Source organism: Pseudooceanicola batsensis HTCC2597 (assembly GCF_000152725.1).
Classification (GTDB): Bacteria; Pseudomonadota; Alphaproteobacteria; order Rhodobacterales; family Rhodobacteraceae; genus Pseudooceanicola; species Pseudooceanicola batsensis.
In genome coordinates, this window is record NZ_CH724131.1 from 386,855 (window position 1) to 409,853 (window position 22,999).

Below are 22,999 nucleotides of genomic sequence, written 5' to 3' on the forward strand. Positions count from 1 at the left end.
TGAGAACAAAGAGGCAACACAGTTAACGCCAACAGGAGCCCGCCATGATCCGCCAGATTGCCGCACTCGCCCGCCGGTCCCGTGGAACCCTTGTCGAGGATCTGGCCGGAGTCGCCGCGCTGACAATTCTGCTTCTGGGCGCGCTGCACCTGCCCGGCCTCGCCTGAGGCCACCGGTTTCTGCCTGCGGTTTCGCGTCCGGCCTGTCCCGCATTCCCCGATGCGGAAGCTGCGACTGCCTGTCCCCTTTTCCGGGCTGCCTCATCCCCGGTTCGACAGGCCGGTGTCCCACGTGAAATTGCCTACTGCCGCCGCCGTCCCACCCCGGGCGTGCGGCGGTTTCTTTTTGCAGGGGTGCGGCGTGGGGCTCAGGCGCAGTCGCTTTGCGCGATCTCGTCCATCGCCTCGCTCAGCGCCTCGAGGCTCAGCAGGATCGAGGCATGGCGATTCTTGTAGTCGCGCGCCGGCCGAAGCACCTCGAGACCCTCGAAGGGGGCGGGCGGTGTCGGACCGTCCTCTTTCAGCATGGACTTCAGACCGTCGCGCCCGGCGATGACCTGCTCGCGGGTCGCCCCGATGACGGCATGGCCGACGATCGAGGCCGCCGCCTGGCCCAGGGCGCAGGCCTTGACGTCCTGCCCGTACTCCGTGACCTTCCCGTCCCGCATGACGACGTCGACGGTCACGGTAGACCCGCAGAGCGGCGCCCGGCGCTTGACCGTGGCGCAGGGCGTGTCGAGCCGCGTCTGGTGCGGGATATCCGTCGCCAGCGCGAGGATGCGGTCAGAGTAGAGTTTGACCAGATCGTTTTCGGCGGTCATGAGCCGTCCTTTCCACGGTGGCGCTGCGCGCCGTTCCCCCTTAGATAGCCCCGACGAAACGGTTTGCAAAGGATCGCCCCATGCCCTTCGACCCCGCCTCGCTCAAGTTTGACGACAGGGGCCTGGTCCCCGCGATCGCGCAGGATGAGGACGGCACCGTGCTCATGATGGCGTGGATGAACGCCGACGCGGTGGCCCGGACGCTCGAAACCGGCCGCGTGACCTATTGGTCCCGGTCCCGCCAGGCCTACTGGATCAAGGGCGAGACGAGCGGCCATGTCCAGGAATTGATCGATCTGCGGGTGGATTGCGACCGCGACTGCCTGCTGCTGGTGGTTCGCCAGACCGGCGCCGCCTGCCACACCAACCGGCGCAGCTGCTTCTACACCGCGGTGCGGGACGGCGAAGAGGTCGAACTGATGGCGCCGATGACCTAGAGCCCGACGATCCGGCGGATGTCCGCGGGGGTCGCGCCCTCGGCGCGGTAGGCCGCGATGGCCCGCGCGTCGTCCCGTTTGGCCAGCCGCTTGCCATGGTCGTCGCGGATCAGCCGGTGGTGATGGAAGACGGGCGTCGGCAGCCCGAGCAGCGCCTGAAGCACCACGTGAATCCGCGTGGCCTCGAACAGGTCCTGGCCGCGCGTGACCTCGGTGATGTTCTGTTCGGCATCGTCGATCACGACCGACAGGTGATACGACGTGCCCATGTCGCGCCGCGCCAGAATGATGTCGCCCGTCGTGCGGAGGACCTCCTGCGGGTCGAGCGCGATGTCCCCAGTCTCGCCATTCGGCCCGGACCCGGTCTCGCGGAAGGTCAGCGCGCCCGTCCGCGCCACCGCCCGCCCCATGTCGAGCCGCAGCACCCCGTCCTCCGGCATCGGCCGAGCAGGCCCGCGATCGCCGCTCTCGCGGCAGGTGCCGGGATAGATCAGCCCGTCCGGACCGTGCAGCGGCGCGCCCTCCTGCGGGGCCGAAAGCGCGGCCTCTATGTCCCGGCGGCGGCAGGTGCAGCGATAGAGCAGCCCGTCCTCCCACAGACGTCGCAAGGCCATTCGGTAGGAGGCCAAGCGCTCGGACTGGCGCATGACCGGCACCGGCCAACGCAGCCCCAGCCAATGCAGGTCGTCGAAGATCCGTTCCTCCCACTCCGGCCGGGCGCGCGATGTGTCGATGTCCTCGATCCGCAGGTGAAACGTGCCGGCGCGGGCTCGCTCGGCTGCGATCAGCGCCGAATAGGCATGGCCCAGATGCAGCGGCCCGGTCGGCGAGGGCGCGAAGCGGGTGATCTGCCGGGAATCCGGTTGGGTCTCAGGGGGGTGGGTCAAGGGCTGGATCGGACCTGTGGGTCAATTGAGGATCTGCATTCGCTTAGCTGGAGTGATGCCGCAACCGACCGTCGTTGTCACGCGCCTCCGGTTGAGAAAGGCAGTAAGCCGATCAGTTGTATCGGTTCAGTTTGCGCGCCTATCTTGTTGATTTATCGAAAACCATGTCGTTCATCCAGCGCCGGCCGTTCGCATGCGTCGTCTGTGGCCCCATTCCCTGGGGACACGGCGTTCCGAGGCATTGACCACTCTCTCGCAATGCCCTTGTCGCCGCGAGACGCAGTTGGATTTACAACGTAAGTTCTCGGCTCGGCGCGCGATTGAACGACACGCCGAAGCGCCATTATCTTACACTGTAAGCGGTGACGACCAGGTGCCGCTCAGGCGGCGGTCAGCCCAGCATTGGCCTGCGCCAGCCATTCGCTCCAGAGCGTCTTGGCCCGGTCGGTATGGCCCCGGTACCGGTCTTTCCGTCCCTTGCGTCCGCCCCGCACGCCGTCCAGCGGCGGGAAGAGGCCGAAGTTCACGTTCATCGGCTGAAAGGTCTTGGCTTCTGCCCCGCCGGTGATGTGATGCACCAGCGCCCCCATGGCCGTCTCGGGCGGCGGCGGCGGCAGATCGCGGCCCAGCAGCTCCGCCACGGCCATGCGGCCCGCCAGGAGCCCCATCGCGGCGCTCTCGACATAGCCCTCGACCCCGGTGATCTGGCCCGCGAAGCGGATGTTCGGCCGCGACCGCAGGCGCATCCGGTCGTCCAGCAACGTGGGCGAGTTGAGAAAGGTGTTGCGGTGAATGCCGCCGAGCCGGGCAAAGCGCGCATTCTCGAGACCCGGAATGCGGCGGAAGACCTCGGTCTGCGCGCCGTATTTCATCTTGGTCTGGAAACCCACGATGTTGAACAGGGTGCCGAGCGCATTGTCCCGTCTCAGCTGCACTACAGCGTAAGCCTTCTCGTCCGGCTTGTGCGCATTGGTCAACCCGACAGGCTTCATCGGCCCGTGTCGCAGCGTTTCGCGCCCGCGTTCGGCCATGACCTCGATCGGCAGGCAGCCGTCGAAGTAACCCGCGGTCTCGCCCTCGTGGAATTCGGTCTTGTCGGCGGCCAGAAGCGCGTCGATGAATGCCTCGTACTGCGCCTTGTCCATCGGACAGTTGAGATAGGCCCTGCGCTCTTCCTCGGTCTCGCCCTTGTCATAGCGGGACTGCGCCCAGATGACGTCCATGTCCAGACTGTCGGCATAGACGATGGGTGCGATCGCGTCGAAGAAGGCGAGCGCCTCGGCCCCGGTTTCCCGCGCGATGGCCTGCCCCAGCCCCTGCGAGGTCAGCGGACCGGTGGCGATGATCCAGGTGCCGTCCTCGGGCAGGGCGGCGATTTCGCCCGCCTCGACCCGGACCAGCGGATGCGCCCGCAGCCTTTCCGTCACGCCGGCGGAGAACCGGTCGCGATCCACGGCCAGCGCGCCGCCTGCGGGCAGGGCGTTGCGGTCGGCCATCTCCATGATCAGACCGCCGGCCTGCCGCATCTCCCAGTGCAGGAGGCCGACGGCGTTCTGTTCGTCGTCGTCCGACCGGAACGAGTTCGAGCAGACCATTTCGGCCAGGTCGCCCGTTTTGTGGGCGAAGGTCCCGACCTGGGGGCGCATTTCGTGGATGACGACGGGCACGCCGGCATTGGCCGCCTGCCATGCGGCTTCGGACCCGGCCATGCCGCCGCCGACGATGTGAAGTTCGGGTGTATCGGACATGCGCGCGATCTAAGTCATCGGATCGCGTTTGGGAAGGGCCGTCGGAGGGGCGGGACCTTCGGCCGGTACGTCTCGCATGGCCCGGGCCCCGCCGATGGACGATCCGTGGCCAGAGAGAGCTTGGCCGGGAGAGACGGCACCGGACGGCGGCGACCCGGATGCGCCATGTGACCGGCCCCTGGTCGTGCCACCGTGATACGTGAGATACCGGGCCCCGAAAAACCGCCAATCGGGCAATAGTCCGGCGCCTGTTCGGAAACAAACCCGCCGGCGGGCCGGGGCCGCGGCCCGATCCGAAGGGGCCCGGGGCGGCGTTGCAGGAGCCGCGGGTCGGCCAAGGGGGCCCCGCATCCGAAGTGGAGCAGAGCGGGATCGGTGTCGCGAACGACGAAATCCGTCGGTCGGGCGCGCCGACCCGAACGGACCGGGCGGTTCACCCGCGGGCGCCGCCTGCGACGCTACTGCGACCAGTCCGGCGGGCGTTTCTCGATGAAGGCGCGGATCCCTTCGTCGGTGTCGCGGAGCATCATGTTCCGGACCATCACCTCGCCGGTATAGGCATAGGCATCCTGCACCGGCATCTCGATCTGGTCATAGAACGCCGCCTTGCCGATGCGCACCGCCGCCGAGAGCTTGCCCGCCACCTTCTCGGCCAGGTCCATTGTCGCAGCCTCGAGCTGATCCTGCGGCACCGCCCGGTTGATCAGGCCGAGCTCGACCGCCCTGTCGGTGCCGATGAATTCGCCTGTCGTGAGCATCTCGAACGCCTGCTTGCGCGGGATGTTCCGCGACAGCGCCACCATGGGGGTCGAGCAGAAGAGACCGATGTTCACGCCGTTCACGCCGAACCGCGTGCCTTCGGCCGCCACGGCCATGTCGCAGGTCGCCACCAGCTGGCAGCCCGCCGCCGTCGCGATGCCGTGCGGCATGGCGATGACGGGCTGGGGCAGGGTACGGATCGCCTCCATCACCGCGGAGCACCGGGCGAAGAGGTCGCCGAACCAGGCCGCGCCCCCGTCCTCGGCCTGTCGTCCGGCCTGCATCTCCTTGAGGTCGTGCCCGGCGCAGAAGGCCTTGCCCGCGCCCGAAAGGACCACGACGCCGATCTCGCGGTCCTCGCGCAGGGTCTCGAAGGCCTCCTTCAGCGCCGCCAGCATCTCGTCGCTGAGCGCATTGAGTTTCTCGGGCGCGTTCATCCGCAGATGCGCGACGCGGCCCCGGTCTTCGCGGTCGAGAATTCCCATCTTGTGCCTCTCCTCCGTTTCGACGAACTCTAGGCCGCGCCGCGAAGGGAGGAAAGCGAATGCCGTTGATGACGACCGACGATCTGAAGGATTTCCTGGGGAGGGAATTTCCGCAGGTGAAGAACGACTTCGTGATCGAAGAGGTGCGCGACATGGGGATCCGCGTGCGCCTGAAGGTCGAGGACCGGCATCTCCGGCCCGGCGGCACCGTTTCGGGGCCGACGATGTTCTCGCTGGCCGACGTCACGGTCTATCTCGCCATTCTCGCGATGATCGGACCCAAGGCCCTGGCGGTCACCACCAACTGTTCGATCGACTTCATGCGCAAGCCGGCCTCCGGAACGGATCTCGTGGCGGACTGCACGCTGCTCAAGCTGGGCAAGGTGCTGGCGGTCGGGGATGTCCTGCTTCATTCCGAGGGCGTCGCGGCACCGGTCGCCCATGCCACGCTGACCTATTCGATCCCGCCCGGGCAATAGGGCTACGCCCCGCCCAGCTCGATCACGATCCGGTCGCCCTTGCGCACATAGGTCCACAGGTCGAGCGTGGCGGCCACGGCGTTCGTCATCAGCGACACGAAGACATCGAGGCTGCGCGGACCGGGTTCTCCGGGGATCTCGGCCACCCGACGGGGATGGAGCAGGATTGACCCCTGCCGGTCGCCGTGTCGGCAGGTCAGCCGCGCCGGCGGGGGCGGGCGGTGATAGACGGGCAGGTCGATCTGCGCGGGCGTCTGAAAGCCGAGGTCGATCTCGGCCGAGGTCAGCCCGCAGGCGGCGCCCTGCACCGGTGCCCCGTCGAGGGTGGTGACGACCTGCGCGTAGACGTATGTCTGTACACGGTTCCGGGCGTGCTCGGTCGGAACACGGGCCGCATGGCCGTTGGGCGGCGGAACGTGGAAAGGTCCGGTATAGGCACAGCCCGCAAGGGCGGCGAGACCCGCAAGGAAGATGATGATACGCATTCTGCGCCTGTGCTTCTGCTCTGCCGCCGCTCTATCCCGTATAAACGAGTTTACCAATTGGCCCGGGCGATATTCTTCCCGCTTGTTGCAGCCGGGACTCGCCCCGGCCTGGGGTATAATGATACCTATTTTTCAAGGCGCTGTTTTTCAACGATTATTGCGAGCGCGCGCCTCTTGACTGGCGCTTTGACCGCGATATAACCCCTCCATCAATTCGCCCGGTCGGCCCCCGCCGTCCGGGTCGCCATTTTCAAAGGGCACCCGTCATGAAAACCTTCTCTGCGACACCTGCAGACATCGACAAGAAATGGATCGTGATCGACGCCGAGGGCGTGGTCCTCGGCCGTCTTGCCGCGATCGTCGCCACCCGCCTGCGCGGCAAGCACAAGGCGACCTTCACCCCGAACCAGGACATGGGCGACAATGTCATCGTCATCAACGCCGACAAGGTGCAGATGACCGGCAAGAAGCGTTCGGACAAGAAATACTACTGGCACACCGGTCATCCCGGCGGGATCAAGCACCGCACCGCGGGCCAGATCCTCGAAGGCGCCTACCCCGAGCGGGTCGTGACCGCGGCCGTCAAGCGGATGCTGCCGGGCAACCGCCTGTCGCGCAAGCAGATGACCAACCTGCGCGTCTACGCCGGTGCCGATCATCCGCACGAGGCGCAGTCGCCGGAAGTGCTGGATGTCAAATCCCTGAACTCCAAGAACACGCGGAGCTGATAAATGGCCGACCAGATCAATTCGCTCGAAGAGCTGAAAGGCGCCGTGACCGAGGATATCGGCGGCGTGGCCGCGGCTGCGGAACCCGAAACCCCGCGTGAACCCGTGCGTGACGAACTCGGCCGCTCCTACGCGACCGGCAAGCGGAAGGATGCGGTGGCCCGCGTCTGGATCAAGCCCGGCTCGGGCAAGGTCTCTGTCAACGGCAAGGACCTCGACAAGTATTTCGCCCGTCCGGTGCTGCAGATGATCCTGCGCCAGCCTTTCCAGGTGGCCGGTGTCGAAGGCGAATTCGACGTCATGGCGACCGTGACCGGTGGCGGCCTCTCGGGGCAGGCCGGCGCGGTCAAGCACGGCATCTCCAAGGCGCTGCAGCTCTATGATCCGTCGCTGCGCAGCGCGCTCAAGGCCGCCGGGTTCCTGACCCGCGACAGCCGCGTCGTCGAACGGAAGAAATACGGCCGCCGGAAAGCGCGCCGGAGCTTCCAGTTCTCCAAGCGCTGATCCGCGCCACATATTCCCGTTCAAGGGCCGCCCGAGCTGGGCGGCCCTTTTTCATGGCGCCCTGACGGATCGCGCCTCCGGGGGGGCTCGCGTATCCAGGAGATTATCCGGAGCGGGTCGCCCGCGCACTGCTACCCGAACCACGGCGCAGCGTCAGTCGTCCGCCTCGATCAGGCCCAGACCGCGCAGATAGACGCCGATTCCGCTTTCCAGCAGATCCTCGGGCGGGAAGGGCGAATGCCGCCCGGGCGAGTTTCGGGCAAAGAGTTCCACGACCCCGTGCGACAAAGCCCAGATATGCGCCGAGAACATCGAGGCGGGGGGACGCTTTTCGGGCGGAATATGTTCGGAGAGGTCGCTCGCCGCGCGTTCCAGGACACCGCTCGCCCGGGTCGCGACGGCGGCGAGCTCCGGCGTGCGGTTCACGGAAATCCCGCTTTCGAACATCGCGATGTAATGGCCGGGATACTTGCGGGCGAAGGCCAGGTAGGCCCGCCCCGTCGCCTCGAAGGCCGCCAGCGCCGAGGGCTGGCCCTTGTCGTAGGCGAACTGCATCACATCGGCGAAGATCTCGTAGCCCTGTCGCGCGGCCTCGGCGATCAGGTCGTCGCGCCCCTCGAAATGACGGTAGACCGCGGCCGGCGTGACGCCCGCCTCTTTCGCCGCCTCGGAGAGGGTGAAGCCGGTCGGCCCCTTTTCCTCGATCAGCTTGAGGGCCGCCTCCACCAGCGCCTGGCGGAGATTGCCGTGATGATAGCCGCGCTTCTTAGGCATCCCAGATGTCCGGCCCGCCGCAGATCAGCGGATCGGGCGTGCCGACCGCCTTGGGTGTCTTGCGGGAATAGTCGAGCTGGCTCAGCACGTGCCGCATCGCCGCGATGCGCGCGCGCTTCTTGTCGTCGGACCGCACGATCGTCCAGGGCGCGTGTCCGGAATGGCTGCGCCAGAGGGTTTCCCGGATCGCCTCGGAATAGGCGTCCCATTTCTTCAGCCCCTCGACATCTATCCAGCTGAGTTTCCACTGCTTGAGCGGGTCCTTCTCACGGTCCATGAACCGCCGCAGCTGCTCGGACCGGCCGACGTTCAGCCAGAACTTGAAGAGGTGGATGCCGTCATCGACCAGCATCTTCTCGAAATCGGGAACCTGGGTGAAGAAGCGTTCGCGCTGGTCCTCGGTGCAGAAGTCGAAGACCTTTTCGACCACGCCGCGGTTGTACCAGCTGCGGTCGTAGAAGACGATCTCGCCGGCGGTCGGCAGATGCTGGGCGTAGCGCTGGAAATACCATTGTCCCTGTTCGGTCTCCGAGGGTTTCCCCAGGGCCACGACCCGCGCGCCCCGCGGATTGAGGTTTTCGCGGAACCGCTTGATCGTGCCGCCTTTTCCCGCTGCATCGCGCCCTTCGAAGAGACAGACGACACGGGCCCCGGTCTCCCGCGCCCAGGCCTGCATCTTGACCAGTTCGATCTGGAGCGCCTTGAGCTCCTTCTTGTAGGTCTTCTTCTTCATCTCTTCGGTATAGGGATAGCTCGCGCTGAGGATGTCGTCCTCATCCGCCCGTGCGATCGCATCGCGGACCTCTCGCGGGGCCTCGTTGTCGTGGAAGGCGCTGATCGCGCCGTCGAAGGGCAAGTCCATGGGTCGTCGTCCTTTTTGCCCAATATGGAGATCGCGCCTTCGGGGTGCAACGGCTCAGCGCTGCCCGGCCCGCTCGGCGGCGCGGTCGATGGCGGCCACCACGGCCTCCTCGTCGACGTGATGCGGCATGTGGCCGACGCCGGGCAGGGGCGTCAGCCGCGCCGAGGGCACATCCCGCGCCAGCGCCTGCGAATGAATGGCGAGCGAGACGGTGTCGTCCGCCGTGCCGTGCAGGATCTCGACGGGCAGGTCGAGCGCGGGGTAGCTCTCCGACAACGCGCGCAGATCCGCGCGCAGATCGGTCCGCTGCTGCGCGTTCGCCGTCAGGCTGGCCGGCCGGATCACGAGTTCCGCGCCGATGTGCCCGGCATATCCCTCGGGGGCGGCCTGCGGGGCGAAGACCCCCTCGATCGCGTCCCGGATATAGGCCTCGCCGACCCAGGCGCCGATCACATGCGCCAGCGCCGGGCCCACGACCGGCCGCGCCAGGGTGGCGTAGAAGCGGTCCAGCTCGCCCGGCCAGGGATAGGTTGCGCCGGAAAGGTCCACCACCGCGCGCGCCGCCTCGGGGTGGCGCACGGCCCAGGCCATCGCCACCGCGCCGCCGAAACTGTGACCCAGAACGACCGGTTTCTCGAGGCCGAGCCGGTCGGCGGCGGCCACCAGAAGATCCGCCTGATCCCCCAGCGTCACGCCCCGGCGGGCCAGGCGCGGGGTATGCCCGAGGCCCGGCCTGTCGAAGGCGGTCACACGGTAGCGGTCCTCCAGCCGTTCGATCAGCGAAAAGGTGAAGTCGCGCGTATTGCCCGAGGCGCCGTGGATCAGCACCAGATCCGGCCCGCTGCCGCGCTGGATGTAATGCACCGGATGGCCCTCGACGTCGACGAACCGGCCCTGCGGTGGATAGGCGCGCAGCGCCTCGGCCTGTCGCTGCGTGACGCGCCAGTAAGTCACGACGGCAAAGGCAAGGGCCAGCAGGACAAGGCCGAGGGCGGGGCGGGCAAAGAGGGTCATGGGCAGGTCCCGGAACGGCAAGGGGCGGTATCTTCCGGGGGTACGCAGGCGGACCCTATAGGGTTCACTCTTTCCATGCCGACCCGCCCCGGGCTCAGTTCCGTTCGTCGATCCCGATACGGTCCGTGTCGAAGGGAGTCGTCTGATAGATGGCGTTGATCCAGTTGCCGTAGAGCAGATGCGCATGGCTGCGCCAGCGGTTCAGCGGCGGCCGCGAGGGGTCGTCCTCGGGATAGTAGTTCATCGGCACGTTGATCGGGCTGCCGCCCTCGACGTCACGGTCGTATTCCTGCTTGAGTGTATCGCTGTCGTATTCGAAGTGGTTGAAGACATAGAGCGCCCGGTGCGCCGCATCCTCGATCAGGCAGGGTCCGGTGATCTCGTCGCCCAGCAGGGTCACCAGCCCCTCGGCCGCGTCGATTTCCGACTGCTTGTTCTCGGTCCAGCGGCTGACCGGCACGACGCAGATGTCCGAGAACCCGTTGAGGTAGATGGATGACCGGTTCAGGTTCTTCTGCGGAAAGCAGCCGAAGAGCTTCTCCGGCAGGATGTGCTTGGGCACGCCGTGAAAGTGATGGATCATCGCCATCGCCCCCCAGCAGACGCCGAAGGTCGAATGCACATGGGTCTGGGTCCATTCCATGACCTCGACCATCTCGTCCCAGTAGGTGACTTCCTCGAAGGGCAGATGCTCGATCGGGGCGCCGGTGATGATCAGCCCGTCGAATTTCTCGCCCGATCGCCGGATCTCGGAGAACGGCCGGTAAAAGCTTTCCATGTGTTCCGCCGCGGTGTTCCGTGTGCGGTGTTCGGACATGCGGATCAGCGAGAATTCGATCTGCAGCGGGGTCGCCCCGATCAGCCGCGCGAACTGGTTCTCGGTCTGGATCTTCTTGGGCATGAGGTTGAGCAGCGCGATGCGCAGCGGACGGATATCCTGCCGGGCGGCCTGGTCCTCTCCCATCACCATGACGCCCTCGCGCTTGAGGACGTCGTAGGCGGGCAGGTCGGAGGGGAGCTTTATGGGCATGGGGCCTCGTGGATATCGGGTCGGGGTGACATAGGCAGAGCCTCAGCGCGTCTCAAGGGCCTGCATGATCAGCGCATCGAAAGAGGCCGCGTCGGTCACCTGCGCCACCTGGTCCGCGGTCACGGTGATGCCGCGGCGGGCCATCGCCTCGTACCGCGGCTGGCGATGGTCGAGTGCGCGGGCATAGGTCCAGCGGACGAAGGCGTCGGGATCGACCGCATCCTCGGCCTCGCCCGTCTCGTCACGATAGTCCGTCCAGGCCTGTCGCAGGAACTCCGGCTGATAGTACATCGGCTTCGGCGCCCTGTCGAAGCGGCGCACCAGTTCCTGGCGGTGCGCGGCATCCCCCTGAATCCAGACCAGCAGGGCCATGTCCGTCAGCGTGTCCAGCACCGGGTCTTCGTCGTCCCAGGGGTCGACCACCTCGCAGATGGAACCGCCGCTGTCGCAGACGAAATGCGGATAGCCATAGAGCCGGACCGCGCGTTCCGCGAACCGCTCGGTGTCGAGCAGCGCCGAAATTTCGGCCATGCGGTGCTGTTCCTGCCGTTCGCGGTAGAGGTCGAAGGGCAGGCCGCCCCGGGTCGGATCGCCCGGTTTGCCCAGATAGGTCGAGAGCGGCGCGAGGTTGTTGAAGGTGATGTTCGAGCCGATGTAGATCGAATCCGATTTGAGCAGGTCGCGCAGGAAGGGCACCTGCATCGCATGCGCCTTGGCATTGTCGGCGATCAGCTCGCCCATGTAGCGGGTGCCGATGCGGTAGTCGATCGAGTAGTGGAACCACTCGCCCGTGTCGCGCAGCGCGTTCGACAGGAAGGTCTTGCCCAGTCCGGACATGCCGAAGAGCACCACGCGCTTGTGCGTGGCCCGGTCCCAGTCTTCCGGCGTTTCATAGATCATCTCGGGGCTCCGGCGAATGTCCGCCTTTGCTAAGCGGCGGACCGGGCGGGGTCAAACGTCAATTGGCCGGCCCCGCAGCATCCGCACGACACGGCCGTCCAGAACGACCAGTCCCACGGCGATGATGCCGAACCCGGCAAGGTGCCGTGTCAGGAAGACCTCGCCCAGCACCAGGTGCCCCAGCAGGATCGCGACCGGCACCAGCAGGAGCGTCACCAGCATGAGGTTGCCGCTGCCGGCCTTGGCCAGGATCGAGTAGTAGAGCAGATAGGCCACCCCGGTCGCGATCAGGCTGTAATAGGCGATGGCCCCCCAGGTCCGGGCGGCGAGATCGAAGCTCGGCGTGCCTTCCACCGCCCAGGCCAGCGGGATCATCACCAGGGTCGAGCCGGTCAGCATCCCGGCCGCGGCGATCAGCGGCGGCAGATGCGACAGCTTGGCCCGTCCGAAACTGCCGCCAAGCGCATAGCACAGCGTCGCGCACAGGACCGAGAGCTGCGCCAGCGACCGCAGGTCGATCTCGCCCAGCGTGCCCATCCCCATGGCCGTGGCCACGCCGAGCACGCCGAAGACCACCCCGATGCCCTTGCGCGCCGTCAGCCGTTCGTCGGCAAAGACGATGGCCGCGATCACCACGCCGAAAACGGCGGTGAAGGAATTGAAGATCGCCGTCAGCCCGCTTTCGATATGCAGTTGCCCCCAGGCCAGGAAGAAGAACGGCAGCACGTTGTTCAGCACGCCCATTATCAGGAACATCAGCCAGAGCCGGGGCGAGGCCGGCGGCCGCTGGCCGGTCGCCAGCACCACGATCCAGAGCACGAGCATGGCCCAGAGGCAGCGGTGCATCACCGCCGTCAGCGGGCCGATCTCGTCCAGCGCGATGCGTGTCGACAGGAAGGAGCCGCCCCAGATCAGGGCCAGGAGGATGAGCTGGAACCAGGCGACGCCCGACATGGATTTCTGTGGAGACATGGCGCCATTAACCCGCGACGATCAGCGGCGGGCAACCCGGATCGTGTGGCTTCATGCGCGGCGCTCCCCCCGGATGTTGGCGTAGTTCGCGGCGAAGATGATCGCCGCGCCCACCAGGACAAAGGGGTCGAGCGCCTCGCCATAGATCAGCAGGCCGACGACCGCCGCCGCGGGCAGCCGCAGGAAATCCATCGGCGACACGACCGAGGCCGGCGCGATCGACAGGGCGGATGTCACGCAGTAATGCGCAAAGAGCCCGGCGAACCCCACCAGAAGGGCCGCCGGCCACAGCGCGGGCGAGGGCAGGGCAAAGTCCATGTCGTAGCCGCCGCAGACCAGGCCGAAGATGGCCTGCAGGACCGTCAGCCAGAACAGGATGCAGATCGTCGGCACGTCCCGCGTGAGGCTCTTGGTCGAAATGATCGTTCCGGCAAAGCCGATGGCGCAGAGGGCGGCCGCGATCAGGCCCGGCGTGATCTCCTGGAAGCCGGGGCGCGCGATCAGCAGGATGCCGGCGAAACCGGTCAGCCCGGCCAGCGCGCGCCGCTTCGACATCCGTTCGCCCAGAAAGAGGGGCGACAGGACCAGCACCCAGAGCGGCGCGGTGAATTCCAGCGCGAAGACCTGGGCGAGGGGGATCAGCGTGATCGCGTAGAACCACAGGTTCTGCCCGGTGAAATGCGCCACGTTGCGCAGCACCTGAAGCCCGAAGCGATGCATCGTGATCCGGTGCCAGCTGGCGGTTGCCGTGGCCACGATGCAGATGATGATGACGCCGGTCAGACTGCGCAGCGTCATGATCTCGAACGTGTCCAGTTCGGCGGCCAGGACCCGGCCCGCCACCGCCATGGTCAGGAAGGACAGGATGGCGCCGGCCATCCAGAAAGCGGCGCGTACGGTCGGCGACAGGACGGTCGCGGTATCGGTCGAGGGCGAGGGGGCTGTCATGGGAGCGGCCTTTCGGGGAACGGCGCGACCCTAGCAGCGGCCCGTCCGGTGTCCAGCCGGATCAGGGCTTATGCGCTATAGCCCGGTGCACTTGCGGTCATGCGTCCGCTCAGGCGCGAGGTCGGAACGGGGCTCGACCCGCGGGTCTTTCGCCCGGATGTCCGCGCATCGAGGACCGCGCGAGGACCTCGCCAAAGCCTTCGGCAGAAAGGATCAGCTCCCGTCTCACGAATTGATTCACATCAAGGACGCGGGGGGGCGGCAATTTGTAACCTCGCCGTGAACGGCCGCCCGACTTAAAACCATTCCAATTCTGAACCGACGGTGCTAGCACCGAACCGCCCGGGGCCGCGCGAACCCGGCATTGACCAAGGAGGACCGCCCGTGACCTACGAGGCTTACCTGGACCAGGCTATCGGCCAGCTGCACGATGAAGGGCGGTACCGGACCTTCATCGACATCGTGCGTCACAAGGGGCAGTTTCCCCACGCGACCCGGCGGCGCCCCGACGGGTCCGAACAGCCGGTGACGGTGTGGTGCGGCAACGATTACCTCGGCATGGGCCAGCACCCCGTGGTCCTCGCCGCGATGCACGACGCGCTGGACAGCGTCGGCGCCGGTTCGGGCGGCACGCGCAACATCTCGGGCACGACGCTGTATCACAAGGCGCTCGAGGACGAGCTCGCCGACCTCCACGGCAAGGAATCCGCCCTGCTCTTCACCTCGGCCTACATCGCCAACGACGCCACCCTGTCGACCCTGCCCAAGCTCTTCCCCGGTCTCATCATCTATTCCGACGCGCTCAACCACGCCTCGATGATCGAGGGCGTGCGCCGCAACGGGGGCGCCAAGCGCATCTTCCGCCACAATGACGTTGCGCACCTGCGCGAGCTGCTCGAGGCCGACGACCCCGCCGCCCCCAAGCTGATCGCCTTCGAATCCGTCTATTCGATGGATGGCGATTTCGGCCCGATCGAGGCGATCTGCGATCTGGCCGACGAATTCAACGCCCTGACCTATATCGACGAGGTCCATGCCGTCGGCATGTACGGCCCCCGCGGCGGCGGCGTGACCGAACGCGACCGCCTCGCGCAGCGCATCGACATCATCAACGGCACGCTGGCCAAGGCCTACGGTGTCATGGGGGGCTATATCGCCGCCTCGGAAAAGATGTGCGACGCCATCCGGTCCTATGCGCCGGGCTTCATCTTCACCACCTCGCTGCCGCCCGCCGTGGCCGCCGGCGCCGCGGCCTCGGTCAGGCACCTCAAGACCGACCAGGCGCTGCGCGACCTGCACCAGGAACGCGCGCGGATTCTCAAGACGCGGTTCAAGGCGTTCGGCATGCCGCTGATCGATCACGGCAGCCACATCGTGCCCGTCATCGTCGGCAACCCGGTCCATACCAAGCTGCTCTCGGACATGCTGCTCGACGACCACGGCATCTATGTCCAGCCGATCAATTTCCCCACCGTTCCCCGCGGGACCGAGCGACTGCGCTTCACCCCGTCGCCGGTCCACGGACCCGACGAAATGGACAAGCTGATCCGTGCGATGGATTCGCTCTGGTCCCATTGCGCACTGAATCGGCAGGAGCTGGCGGGCTGAGTCGCGCCGGCTGATCCCGGGCCGTCCTTTGAGCCGCCCCTAGTGGTGGGCGGCAGGCCTATCCACAACCCCTTGTATTGTTAGGTTCTGCCGATCCGAGTGGCAGCATGCTGCTGAATCCCGCCGGCGGGCGCCGTTTCACTGGAAAACTCCTTGAATCGTGATAGGGTCTTATAAACAAAGAGCGGGACTCGAATCGGGGTGATAACGGGTCGGCACTTCTCGGACGGGGCAGCAGTATGATGCGGCGCAAGGCGAAACCCACGCTGGAGAGCGATGAGATCCAGCCAAAGGGTTTTGACGATTACGAGCTGAAACTGGGGGATGTCATGCGTGGCGAACGGGCCACCATGGGCAAGTCCCTGCTCGACGTGCAGCGCGAGCTGCGGATCAAGGCCGCCTATATCTCCGCCATCGAAAACTGCGATCCCGACGCTTTCGAGACGCCGGGCTTCATCGCCGGTTACGTGCGGTCCTACGCGCGCTATCTCGACCTCGATCCGGACCGCGCCTTCGCCCAGTTCTGCGCCGAAAGCGGGTTCGAAACCGCCCATGGCATGTCCGAGGAGGCCTCGGGCTCGCGCAAGGCGCGCGAAGCCAAGGTGGCCGCCTCGAAACTGCCGGGCCACGATCCGCTCGCCTCGGCCACGCCCTTCCTGCCCGAACGCGAAAGCATCTTTGCCCAGGTCGAACCCGGTGCGCTCGGCTCGGTTGCCGTCCTCATCGCGCTGATCGGCGCCATCGGATACGGCGGCTGGTCCATTCTGACCGAGGTGCAGCGCGTTCAGTTCGCCCCCGTCGAACAGGCGCCCGATGTCCTCAGCGACCTCGACCCGATCCAGGCGGTCCCCGGCGGCACGCTGCCGAAGGCGCCCGAACTCGTCTCCACCTCGCCGCGCGCGAACGAGGGGCTCGACCGGCTCTATCGCCCCGAGGCCCTGGACGTGCCCGTCCTAGTCGCCCGGGACGCACCGATCTCGACGCTCAACCCGAACGAGGTCGGGGCCTTCGCCGGTCTCGAGAAGGAACCCACCCCCCGCGAGTCGGCCGAGGATCGCGCCGTGGCGGCAGCCCTGGCCGGGCTGACCGGCGAGACACCCGCGGCCGAGCCCGCGACCACCACCCCGCGCGTCACCGAGAATGTCGAACCGGGGGTGACCCTCGTCGCCGTCCGCCCCGCCTGGGTGCGTGTCAGCGCGGCAGACGGCACGGTCATCTTCGAGAAGATCCTCGACGCCGGCGAGGAATACCAGGTGCCCCTGACCGAGGAACCGCCGACCCTTCGCGCCGGCATGTCCGGCTCGCTCTACGCCTCGGTCGACGGAGAGTTGCGCGGCCCGCTCGGTCCCGGCACCTCGACGATCCGCAGCGTGGCCCTGTCCTCGGACGCGGTGACCGAGAAATACACGGTTGCCGACCTGTCGTCGGACCCGGTGGCCGAGCGCGTGATGCTCGCCAAGGCCCAGCAGGTCGAGACGCCGCAGGACTGATCCCGCACACGTGACGATATCGCCCGGCCCGGTGCATTGCCCCGGGCCCTTTGCCGTTGTAAGGCTCGGCCAGCAGCGACCTGCGAGGATCCCATGTCGATGAACCCCGTCCGTCCCTGGCGCAATATCGAACGCCGCAAGAGCCGCCGGATCATGGTCGGCAACGTCCCGGTCGGCGGCGATGCGCCGATTTCGGTCCAGACCATGACGAACACCGACAGCTCGGACGTGGCCGCGACCGTGGCGCAGATCCAGCGCGCCGCCGAGGCGGGCGCCGACATCGTCCGGGTCTCGACGCCCGACCAGCCTGCAACCGCCGCGCTGAAGGAGATCGTGCGCGAAAGCCCGGTGCCGATCGTCGCCGACATCCATTTCCACTACAAGCGCGCCATCGAGGCGGCCGAGGCCGGCGCCGCCTGCCTGCGCATCAACCCGGGCAATATCGGCGACGAAAAGCGCGTGGCCGAGGTCATCCGCGCCGCCCGCGACCACGGTTGTTCCATCCGGATCGGGGTGAATGCAGGCTCGCTGGAAAAGCACCTTCTCGAGAAATACGGAGAGCCCTGTCCCCAGGCGATGGTCGAATCCGGGCTGGATCACATCCGCATCCTGCAGGACCACGATTTTCACGAGTTCAAGATCAGCGTGAAGGCCTCGGACGTCTTCATGGCCGCCGCCGCCTATCAGCAGCTGGCCGAGGCCACCGACGCCCCCATCCACCTCGGCATCACCGAGGCCGGCGGACTGATGTCCGGCACGATCAAGAGCGCGATCGGCCTGGGCAACCTTCTGTGGATGGGCATCGGCGACACGCTGCGGGTTTCGCTTTCCGCCGATCCGGTCGAAGAGGTCAAGGTCGGCTTCGAAATCCTCAAGTCCCTCGGCCTGCGGCATCGCGGCGTCAACATCATCTCCTGCCCCTCCTGCGCGCGGCAGGGATTCGACGTGATCAAAACGGTGGAAATCCTCGAAGAGCGGCTCGAGCACATCAAGACGCCCATGTCCCTGTCGATCATCGGCTGCGTGGTCAACGGCCCCGGCGAGGCGCTGATGACCGACGTGGGCTTCACCGGGGGCGGGGCCGGGTCCGGCATGGTCTATCTGGCCGGGGCGCAGAGCCACAAGATGTCGAACGACCAGATGGTCGATCACATCGTCGAACAGGTCGAAAAGCGCGCTGCCGAAATCGAGGCGCAAGGCCCGGCCCAGGCCGCGGAGTAGCGACGGAGCAGCAACCGTCCCGCCATTCTCGCGCCCGGCCCGACGTTCTTTGGCCACAAGCCCCCCCCGGTACAGCGGCGCGCCCCGTATTCCTCGGGCCCGTCCCGAGGCTCTCGCGTGACATGAGCTCCATACGGAACGCCTAGTCCGTCACGTATCTTTCCAGCACGCCCGGCGGAACCGCCCCCTGTACCATCATGCGCGGGAACACCAGCGACGGCACGGTCTCCAGACCCAGCCGGGCAAAGGCGCGGGCCTCGTCGCGCGGGGTCGGCCGCAGCATCCGGTCCTGCATCCATTCCCGCTCCTGCACGATCCGGGCGAGCTCCTCTTCGGTGCGGGCCTCGTGCAGCAGTGCGCGCGCGTTGTGATACGCCTCCGGCCCCCGGCGCGCCAGCAGCGACAGCAGCAGCTGAGCGGTGCCGTCCTCCGCCGCGAAACGCGGTTCGATCCGGATGTCGGGATGCGCCTCGGCCAAAGCGACCAGATCGCGCCAGGCCGCGCCGCACGTCGTGCAGGGAAAGCTCTCGAAGAAGACGATCGTCAGGCGCGGCGCGTCAGCGCCGATGCCCCGTGCGCTTGCCTCGGCCAGGTCTGCCTCCTGCGCCAGCCGCGCCAGGTCGGCCTGCGCTTCATCCGCGTAGCCGGCGGGCGGCGGGGTCAGCGCGCGGTCCACCACCTCGGGGAAGGCCAGGATCGCGGCGCGCACCTCCTGCCCGAAGGCCGCCCGTTCGTCGTCGCTCAGATCGAGCCCCGCCGCCGCCCCGAGGCCGGGCGAGAGCGCCAGAGCGACTGTTCCGAGCGCGCGGATCACCCGTCGCGCTGCGCGCCGACGATATCCTCCATCGCCCGCAGGGGCACGTAGCCCCGGATCATCTGGTCGCCCATCACGAAGGTCGGTGTCCCGCTGATCTGCAGCCTCTGCGCCAGTTCGCGCGTCTTGCGGATCTCGGCATCCACGGCCGGATCGTCCAGATGGGCGACGATCGGTTCCGGCGCGATGCCCAGGGTGCGCGCCAGCCGCGACAGGGCCGCGGGCTCGGTCGAGCCCTTGTAGGCCATCAGCGCGTCATGCATTGCCGCGTAGGCGTCGTCGCCCGCCACCTGCCGGGTCGCGATGGCAAAGCGCGAACTGGCCAGCGATGCCTCGCCCAGGATCGGGAACTCCTTGACGATGAAGCGGATGTTGCCGTCCCGTTCGATCAGCTGCTGGACCTCTTCGAAGGCCTTCCGGCAATAGCCGCAGCGATAATCGAGGAATTCCACCACCGTCACGTCGCCCTCGGGATTGCCGCCGACCCAGGAAAAGCCGTCGTCGAAGATCGCCTCTTCATGCGCTTTCACCAGCGACAGGTCCGCGTTCTCCTGCGCCGCCGCCTGTCGCTCTTCGAGAACCGCGACCGCCTCCATGATGACCTCGGGATTTTCCATCAGGTACTCCCGCACCTCCGCGCGAAAGGCCTCGCGCTCGGCATCGGACATGGTCGTCACGTCCAGCGCATGGGCCGGGGCGGCCAGAAGCCCGGCAAGGGCGAGGGGGGCGAGGCGTTTCATCATCGGTCTCCGGTTCGTGAAGGGGTCATTCGGCGTGTTCCACCGCATTGAGCACATCCTGCGCCCGCCGCCAACCGGCAGATCCGCGCGGCAGGAGGTCGGCGGCGCGCTTGGCTAGGATCTCGGCCTCTCGCGTGCGGCCGTGCATCGCGTGCCGCTCGGCGGTGACGAGAGCGGCCATGCCGGTATTGCCCAGCTTGGCATAGGCCGAGCCGAGGTCGCGCAGGGCGAGGTTGTTGCGCCAGTCGCGCGCGGTCGACCGTTCCAGGTACCCGACCGCCTGTTTCAGCCGCTGCGTGCCGCCGAGCGCGACGAGCGACCGGCCGTAGCCCGCCAGGATCAGCGTGTTCCGCGGCGCGCGTTTCAGGGCTGCGCCATAGGCGTTGGCCGCGGCCGCCCAGTTGCGGCTTTCCAGCAGGATCTGGCCGCGCAATTCGTCGTAGTAGGGATCGCCCGGCCGGGCCGCCCGCGCGCGATCCATCGCCGCCAGCGCCCGCCCGGTCCGGTTCTGCCGGTGCCATGCCACGGCCTCGCGCATGGCGCGGACATCGGGATAGGGGCTCTCCTTGTAGCGTTGGAACGTCCATTTTGGATTGCGCACGAAGGCGGAAAGCTTGCCCTTGAGGCGGTCGAACCAGTAGTCCGCCACCGGATCGGGCTTGCCCGGCTTGCCATAACTTACCGCCAGCGCCTTGACCTGGCGCAGCCGGTCCCGCGACAGCGGATGCGAGCGGGCATAGATGTCCTGGCGCCGCACGGGCAGGGCTTCCTGTCCGGCGAAAAGCTCCATCAGCGACACCGCGCCCGAGGTCTCGATTCCCGCCGCCGCGAGGTATCTCATGCCCGACTGGTCCGCCGCGCTCTCCTCGGCCCGCGTATGGCCGAAGAACACCCGCTGCGCCGAGGAGGCGACGCCGAGGGCGACCCCGCCCGCCGCCTCGCCCTGGTTGGTCAGCGCCCCGGCCGCAACCGACAGAGCCGCGCCGAGCGCCATCACGTTGCGCGCGGCCTGCATGTTGGCGTAGCGGCGCGTCAGGTGGCCGTTGGCGATATGCGCCGCCTCATGCGCGATGACGGCCTGCAGTTCCGACGCCTTGGTCAGCCGCAGGATCATCCCCGAATGGATGTAGATCGCCGTCCGGTCCAGCACGAAGGCGTTCATCTGGCTGTCCTTGACCACGTAGATGCCCACGGTCGAGGGGCTGAGACCGGCGGCGCGCAGGATCGGCGCGGCCAATTGCGTCAGCCCGTGTTCGATATCCGCATCACGAACCAGCGTGGCCGCCGCAACCGTACGCGGTCCGAGCGCGAGCACCAGAACCACGGCCATCAAGAGGGGGCGGAACATTGACCTCACACCGGACTCCGTTGAAAACACACCGACACAATCGGAGATGCTTATGCGGGTTTCAAGGCGGGGGGATGTGGATCCCTTCATTGTGATGGTCATTCTCGAACTGGCGGCGGAGCTCGAGGCCACGGGCCGGCACGTCATCCACATGGAGATCGGTCAGCCCGGCACCTCCGCCCCGCAGGCCGCGCGCGACCTGCTGACGACGGCGATGGAGGAGAGCGCGCTCGGCTATACGCCCTCGCTGGGTCTGCCCGCGCTGCGCGACCGCATCGCGCGGCAGTACGGGGACTGGTACGGTGTCGATCTCGATCCGGCGCGGGTGATCGTCACCTCGGGCTCGTCGGGCGGGTTCCTGCTGGCCTTCACCTCGCTCTTCGATCCGGGCGACCGGGTGGGGATTGCCAACCCCGGCTACCCGGCCTACCGCCAGATCTTCAAGGCGCAGGCGCTCGAGACGGTGCTGCTCGAGACCGAGTTGCAGGACGGCTTCCAGCCTCGCGCGGACCAGATCGCCGCGGCCCGCCTCGCCGGGTTGCTCGTCGCCTCGCCGGCCAATCCGACCGGGACGATGCTGGACAAGCCCTCGCTCGCCGCGCTCATCGAGGCCGCGGAGGCCGAAGGCACCGCCTTCATATCGGACGAGATCTATCACGGCCTGCACTACAGCGAACGCGCGGTCTCGGCCCTCGAGATCTCGGATGACGTCTATGTCATCAACTCCTTCTCGAAATACTATTCGATGACCGGCTGGCGCGTCGGCTGGATGGTGGTGCCGCCCGACCATGTCGAGCGGGTCGAGAAACTGGCCCAGCACATGTTCATCTGCGCCCCCCACGCTTCGCAGGTGGCCGCCCTCGGCGCCATGGACGCGCGTGAGGAGCTCGAGGCCAACCGCGCCACCTATGCCCGCAACCGCGACATCGTGCGCGACGGGCTGCGGCGGGCGGGGATCACCCGGTTTTCGCCGCCGGACGGGGGCTTCTACGTCTATGCCGACATCAGCCACCTCGGCGAGGACAGCCTGACGCTGGCCCGCGCCCTGCTGGACGAGGAAGGCGTGGCCGTGACGCCGGGCCACGATTTCGATCCGCACCGGGGCGGGGCGACCTGGCGGCTGTCCTACGCCGCCTCGACCGAGGACGTGACCGAGGGCATGGCCCGCATCGCCCGTTTCGCGGCGCGCCGGGCCTAGCGGAAGGGTTCGTCCAGCCTGAGCAGGCGCTGGTGAAAGCGCGGCAGCCTGTCGAAGGGGATGAGCCCGCCCTCGCGCGCGGTGGCGCGGATCGCGTCGCGGTTCCGGCCCAGGTGCTCGTAGACCGTGCGCTCGATCCGGCGGCTGCGCACCGTTTCCCGCACCGACCGGGTGGAATAGCCTTCGAGGAAATGGCCGTCCATCGACGGGTAGCGCGACAGGAACTGGTACGAGCAGGTGATCGACCCGCGCCGTGCCGCGATATTGGCCACCCCTTCCTCCTGCATAAGGAAGATGCCGCGGAATTCGCGGGCCGGTCCGGTTGTGGGCAGTCCCTGCTGCGCCATCGCGTCCTTGGCCTCGTAGCCGCGCAGGAAGGTATACCCATCCTCGCGGAAGACCAGCAGCATGCCGAGCATGGCCATGCTGTCATCGACGAAGGACCGGCGCGTGAAGCGGTAGATCCCGGAAGGCACCGCCTCTTCCGGCACATGGGTCGAGTTCTGCCCCAGAAAGTCGCGGATCGCCGGATGGTTCAGCAATTCGCTGTTGCCGTCGGGAAGGGTGTCCACAGGTTCCAGCAGGATGCGGGCATCCTTGCCGAAGAACTCGCATATCCTGTGGAGAACGTCGGGGCGGGGAAAACTTTCGCCGGACAAGTAACGATTGAATTGGGTCCGGTTGATCCCGAGTTCGCGGCACAGGCCGGCGATGGACGGGAAGTCGGAACTGAGCTGACGCAAATTCG

Annotated in this window: 25 protein-coding genes; 9 read left to right on the forward strand and 16 right to left on the reverse strand. The window is 67.2% G+C overall.

Going from position 1 to position 22,999, the window contains the following annotated elements:
• Positions 1–44: 44 nt before the first annotated feature.
• Entirely contained in the window at positions 45–167 is a 123-nt protein-coding gene (locus tag OB2597_RS22630; protein WP_009804623.1) for a hypothetical protein, read from the forward strand.
• Between the two features lie 200 nt (positions 168–367).
• On the opposite strand, the gene OB2597_RS05925 is transcribed toward OB2597_RS22630, so the two are convergent.
• Complete coding sequence (locus OB2597_RS05925) at positions 368–820, reverse strand: iron-sulfur cluster assembly scaffold protein (RefSeq protein WP_009804624.1); 453 nt, start codon at positions 818–820, stop codon at positions 368–370.
• An 80-nt stretch (positions 821–900) separates the two neighbouring features.
• Between OB2597_RS05925 and hisI the strand changes: the two genes are divergently transcribed.
• The gene (gene hisI, locus OB2597_RS05930; RefSeq protein WP_009804625.1) at positions 901–1,257 is read left to right on the forward strand and encodes a phosphoribosyl-AMP cyclohydrolase; all 357 of its coding nucleotides are present in this window, start codon (positions 901–903) and stop codon (positions 1,255–1,257) included.
• Here the strand turns inward: hisI and gluQRS are convergent.
• The 3 genes from gluQRS to OB2597_RS05945 form a co-directional block, all read right to left on the reverse strand.
• Positions 1,254–2,144: a tRNA glutamyl-Q(34) synthetase GluQRS gene (gluQRS, locus tag OB2597_RS05935; protein ID WP_009804626.1), complete on the reverse strand. Its 891-nt coding sequence runs from the start codon at positions 2,142–2,144 to the stop codon at positions 1,254–1,256. The two genes, hisI and gluQRS, sit on opposite strands and share 4 nt — an antisense overlap.
• 380 nt (positions 2,145–2,524) lie before the next feature.
• A complete protein-coding gene (gene trmFO / locus OB2597_RS05940; RefSeq protein ID WP_009804627.1) occupies positions 2,525–3,892 on the reverse strand; it encodes a methylenetetrahydrofolate--tRNA-(uracil(54)-C(5))-methyltransferase (FADH(2)-oxidizing) TrmFO in 1,368 nt (455 codons plus the stop codon).
• 458 nt (positions 3,893–4,350) lie between these two features.
• Positions 4,351–5,244, reverse strand: coding sequence for an enoyl-CoA hydratase (locus OB2597_RS05945; RefSeq protein WP_274377793.1), 894 nt, complete (start codon positions 5,242–5,244; stop codon positions 4,351–4,353).
• On the opposite strand from OB2597_RS05945, the gene OB2597_RS05950 reads away from it, so the two are divergent.
• Entirely contained in the window at positions 5,196–5,615 is a 420-nt protein-coding gene (locus OB2597_RS05950; RefSeq protein WP_009804629.1) for a PaaI family thioesterase, read from the forward strand. The two genes, OB2597_RS05945 and OB2597_RS05950, sit on opposite strands and share 49 nt — an antisense overlap.
• A gap of 2 nt (positions 5,616–5,617) precedes the next feature.
• Here the strand turns inward: OB2597_RS05950 and OB2597_RS05955 are convergent, their stop codons facing one another.
• Positions 5,618–6,100 (reverse strand): hypothetical protein, encoded by a 483-nt coding sequence (locus OB2597_RS05955; RefSeq protein ID WP_009804630.1) that lies wholly within the window; start codon positions 6,098–6,100, stop codon positions 5,618–5,620.
• A 266-nt stretch (positions 6,101–6,366) separates the two neighbouring features.
• Between OB2597_RS05955 and rplM the strand changes: the two genes are divergently transcribed.
• Entirely contained in the window at positions 6,367–6,828 is a 462-nt protein-coding gene (gene rplM, locus OB2597_RS05960; protein ID WP_009804631.1) for a 50S ribosomal protein L13, read from the forward strand.
• A 3-nt stretch (positions 6,829–6,831) separates the two neighbouring features.
• A complete protein-coding gene (gene rpsI / locus OB2597_RS05965) occupies positions 6,832–7,332 on the forward strand; it encodes a 30S ribosomal protein S9 (RefSeq protein WP_009804632.1) in 501 nt (166 codons plus the stop codon).
• Positions 7,333–7,485: 153 nt separating this feature from the next.
• Here the strand turns inward: rpsI and OB2597_RS05970 are convergent, their stop codons facing one another.
• From OB2597_RS05970 to OB2597_RS06000, 7 genes are all read right to left on the reverse strand, one after another.
• On the reverse strand, positions 7,486–8,106 hold the full coding sequence (locus tag OB2597_RS05970) for a TetR/AcrR family transcriptional regulator (RefSeq protein ID WP_009804633.1): 621 nt from the start codon (positions 8,104–8,106) through the stop codon (positions 7,486–7,488).
• Positions 8,099–8,968 carry a polyphosphate kinase 2 gene (ppk2, locus tag OB2597_RS05975; protein WP_009804634.1) on the reverse strand — a complete coding sequence of 290 codons (870 nt, stop codon included), beginning with the start codon at positions 8,966–8,968 and terminating at the stop codon, positions 8,099–8,101. The genes OB2597_RS05970 and ppk2 overlap by 8 nt, the downstream gene beginning before the upstream one ends.
• A 54-nt stretch (positions 8,969–9,022) precedes the next feature.
• On the reverse strand, positions 9,023–9,982 hold the full coding sequence (locus OB2597_RS05980; protein WP_040609164.1) for an alpha/beta fold hydrolase: 960 nt from the start codon (positions 9,980–9,982) through the stop codon (positions 9,023–9,025).
• A 94-nt stretch (positions 9,983–10,076) separates the two neighbouring features.
• The gene (locus tag OB2597_RS05985) at positions 10,077–11,012 is read right to left on the reverse strand and encodes a homoserine O-succinyltransferase (protein ID WP_009804636.1); all 936 of its coding nucleotides are present in this window, start codon (positions 11,010–11,012) and stop codon (positions 10,077–10,079) included.
• A gap of 42 nt (positions 11,013–11,054) precedes the next feature.
• The gene (locus tag OB2597_RS05990) at positions 11,055–11,912 is read right to left on the reverse strand and encodes a hypothetical protein (protein WP_009804637.1); all 858 of its coding nucleotides are present in this window, start codon (positions 11,910–11,912) and stop codon (positions 11,055–11,057) included.
• 51 nt (positions 11,913–11,963) lie between these two features.
• On the reverse strand, positions 11,964–12,884 hold the full coding sequence (locus tag OB2597_RS05995) for a DMT family transporter (RefSeq protein WP_040609166.1): 921 nt from the start codon (positions 12,882–12,884) through the stop codon (positions 11,964–11,966).
• Positions 12,885–12,935: 51 nt separating this feature from the next.
• Positions 12,936–13,832: a DMT family transporter gene (locus tag OB2597_RS06000; protein WP_009804639.1), complete on the reverse strand. Its 897-nt coding sequence runs from the start codon at positions 13,830–13,832 to the stop codon at positions 12,936–12,938.
• 384 nt (positions 13,833–14,216) lie between these two features.
• Between OB2597_RS06000 and hemA the strand changes: the two genes are divergently transcribed.
• The 3 genes from hemA (at position 14,217) to ispG (ending at position 18,151) form a co-directional block, all read left to right on the forward strand.
• On the forward strand, positions 14,217–15,440 hold the full coding sequence (gene hemA / locus OB2597_RS06005; protein ID WP_009804640.1) for a 5-aminolevulinate synthase: 1,224 nt from the start codon (positions 14,217–14,219) through the stop codon (positions 15,438–15,440).
• 239 nt (positions 15,441–15,679) lie between these two features.
• Positions 15,680–16,930 carry a helix-turn-helix domain-containing protein gene (locus OB2597_RS06010; protein ID WP_009804641.1) on the forward strand — a complete coding sequence of 417 codons (1,251 nt, stop codon included), beginning with the start codon at positions 15,680–15,682 and terminating at the stop codon, positions 16,928–16,930.
• A 93-nt stretch (positions 16,931–17,023) separates the two neighbouring features.
• Entirely contained in the window at positions 17,024–18,151 is a 1,128-nt protein-coding gene (gene ispG, locus OB2597_RS06015) for a flavodoxin-dependent (E)-4-hydroxy-3-methylbut-2-enyl-diphosphate synthase (protein WP_009804642.1), read from the forward strand.
• 142 nt (positions 18,152–18,293) lie between these two features.
• Here the strand turns inward: ispG and OB2597_RS06020 are convergent, their stop codons facing one another.
• From OB2597_RS06020 to OB2597_RS06030, 3 genes are read right to left on the reverse strand one after another with little or no spacing between them, the layout of a single operon-like run.
• On the reverse strand, positions 18,294–18,965 hold the full coding sequence (locus OB2597_RS06020; protein WP_009804643.1) for a thioredoxin domain-containing protein: 672 nt from the start codon (positions 18,963–18,965) through the stop codon (positions 18,294–18,296).
• The gene (locus tag OB2597_RS06025; protein ID WP_040609529.1) at positions 18,962–19,708 is read right to left on the reverse strand and encodes a DsbA family protein; all 747 of its coding nucleotides are present in this window, start codon (positions 19,706–19,708) and stop codon (positions 18,962–18,964) included. Before OB2597_RS06025 ends, OB2597_RS06020 begins: the two co-directional genes overlap by 4 nt.
• A gap of 22 nt (positions 19,709–19,730) precedes the next feature.
• Positions 19,731–21,053, reverse strand: coding sequence for a M48 family metalloprotease (locus tag OB2597_RS06030; protein WP_009804645.1), 1,323 nt, complete (start codon positions 21,051–21,053; stop codon positions 19,731–19,733).
• Between the two features lie 52 nt (positions 21,054–21,105).
• Here OB2597_RS06030 and OB2597_RS06035 point away from each other — a divergent pair, with 52 nt between their 5' ends.
• The gene (locus OB2597_RS06035; protein WP_040609530.1) at positions 21,106–22,251 is read left to right on the forward strand and encodes a pyridoxal phosphate-dependent aminotransferase; all 1,146 of its coding nucleotides are present in this window, start codon (positions 21,106–21,108) and stop codon (positions 22,249–22,251) included.
• Here OB2597_RS06035 and OB2597_RS06040 read toward each other — a convergent pair.
• The gene (locus tag OB2597_RS06040; protein ID WP_009804647.1) at positions 22,248–22,994 is read right to left on the reverse strand and encodes a helix-turn-helix domain-containing protein; all 747 of its coding nucleotides are present in this window, start codon (positions 22,992–22,994) and stop codon (positions 22,248–22,250) included. The two genes, OB2597_RS06035 and OB2597_RS06040, sit on opposite strands and share 4 nt — an antisense overlap.
• Positions 22,995–22,999 lie beyond the last annotated feature (5 nt).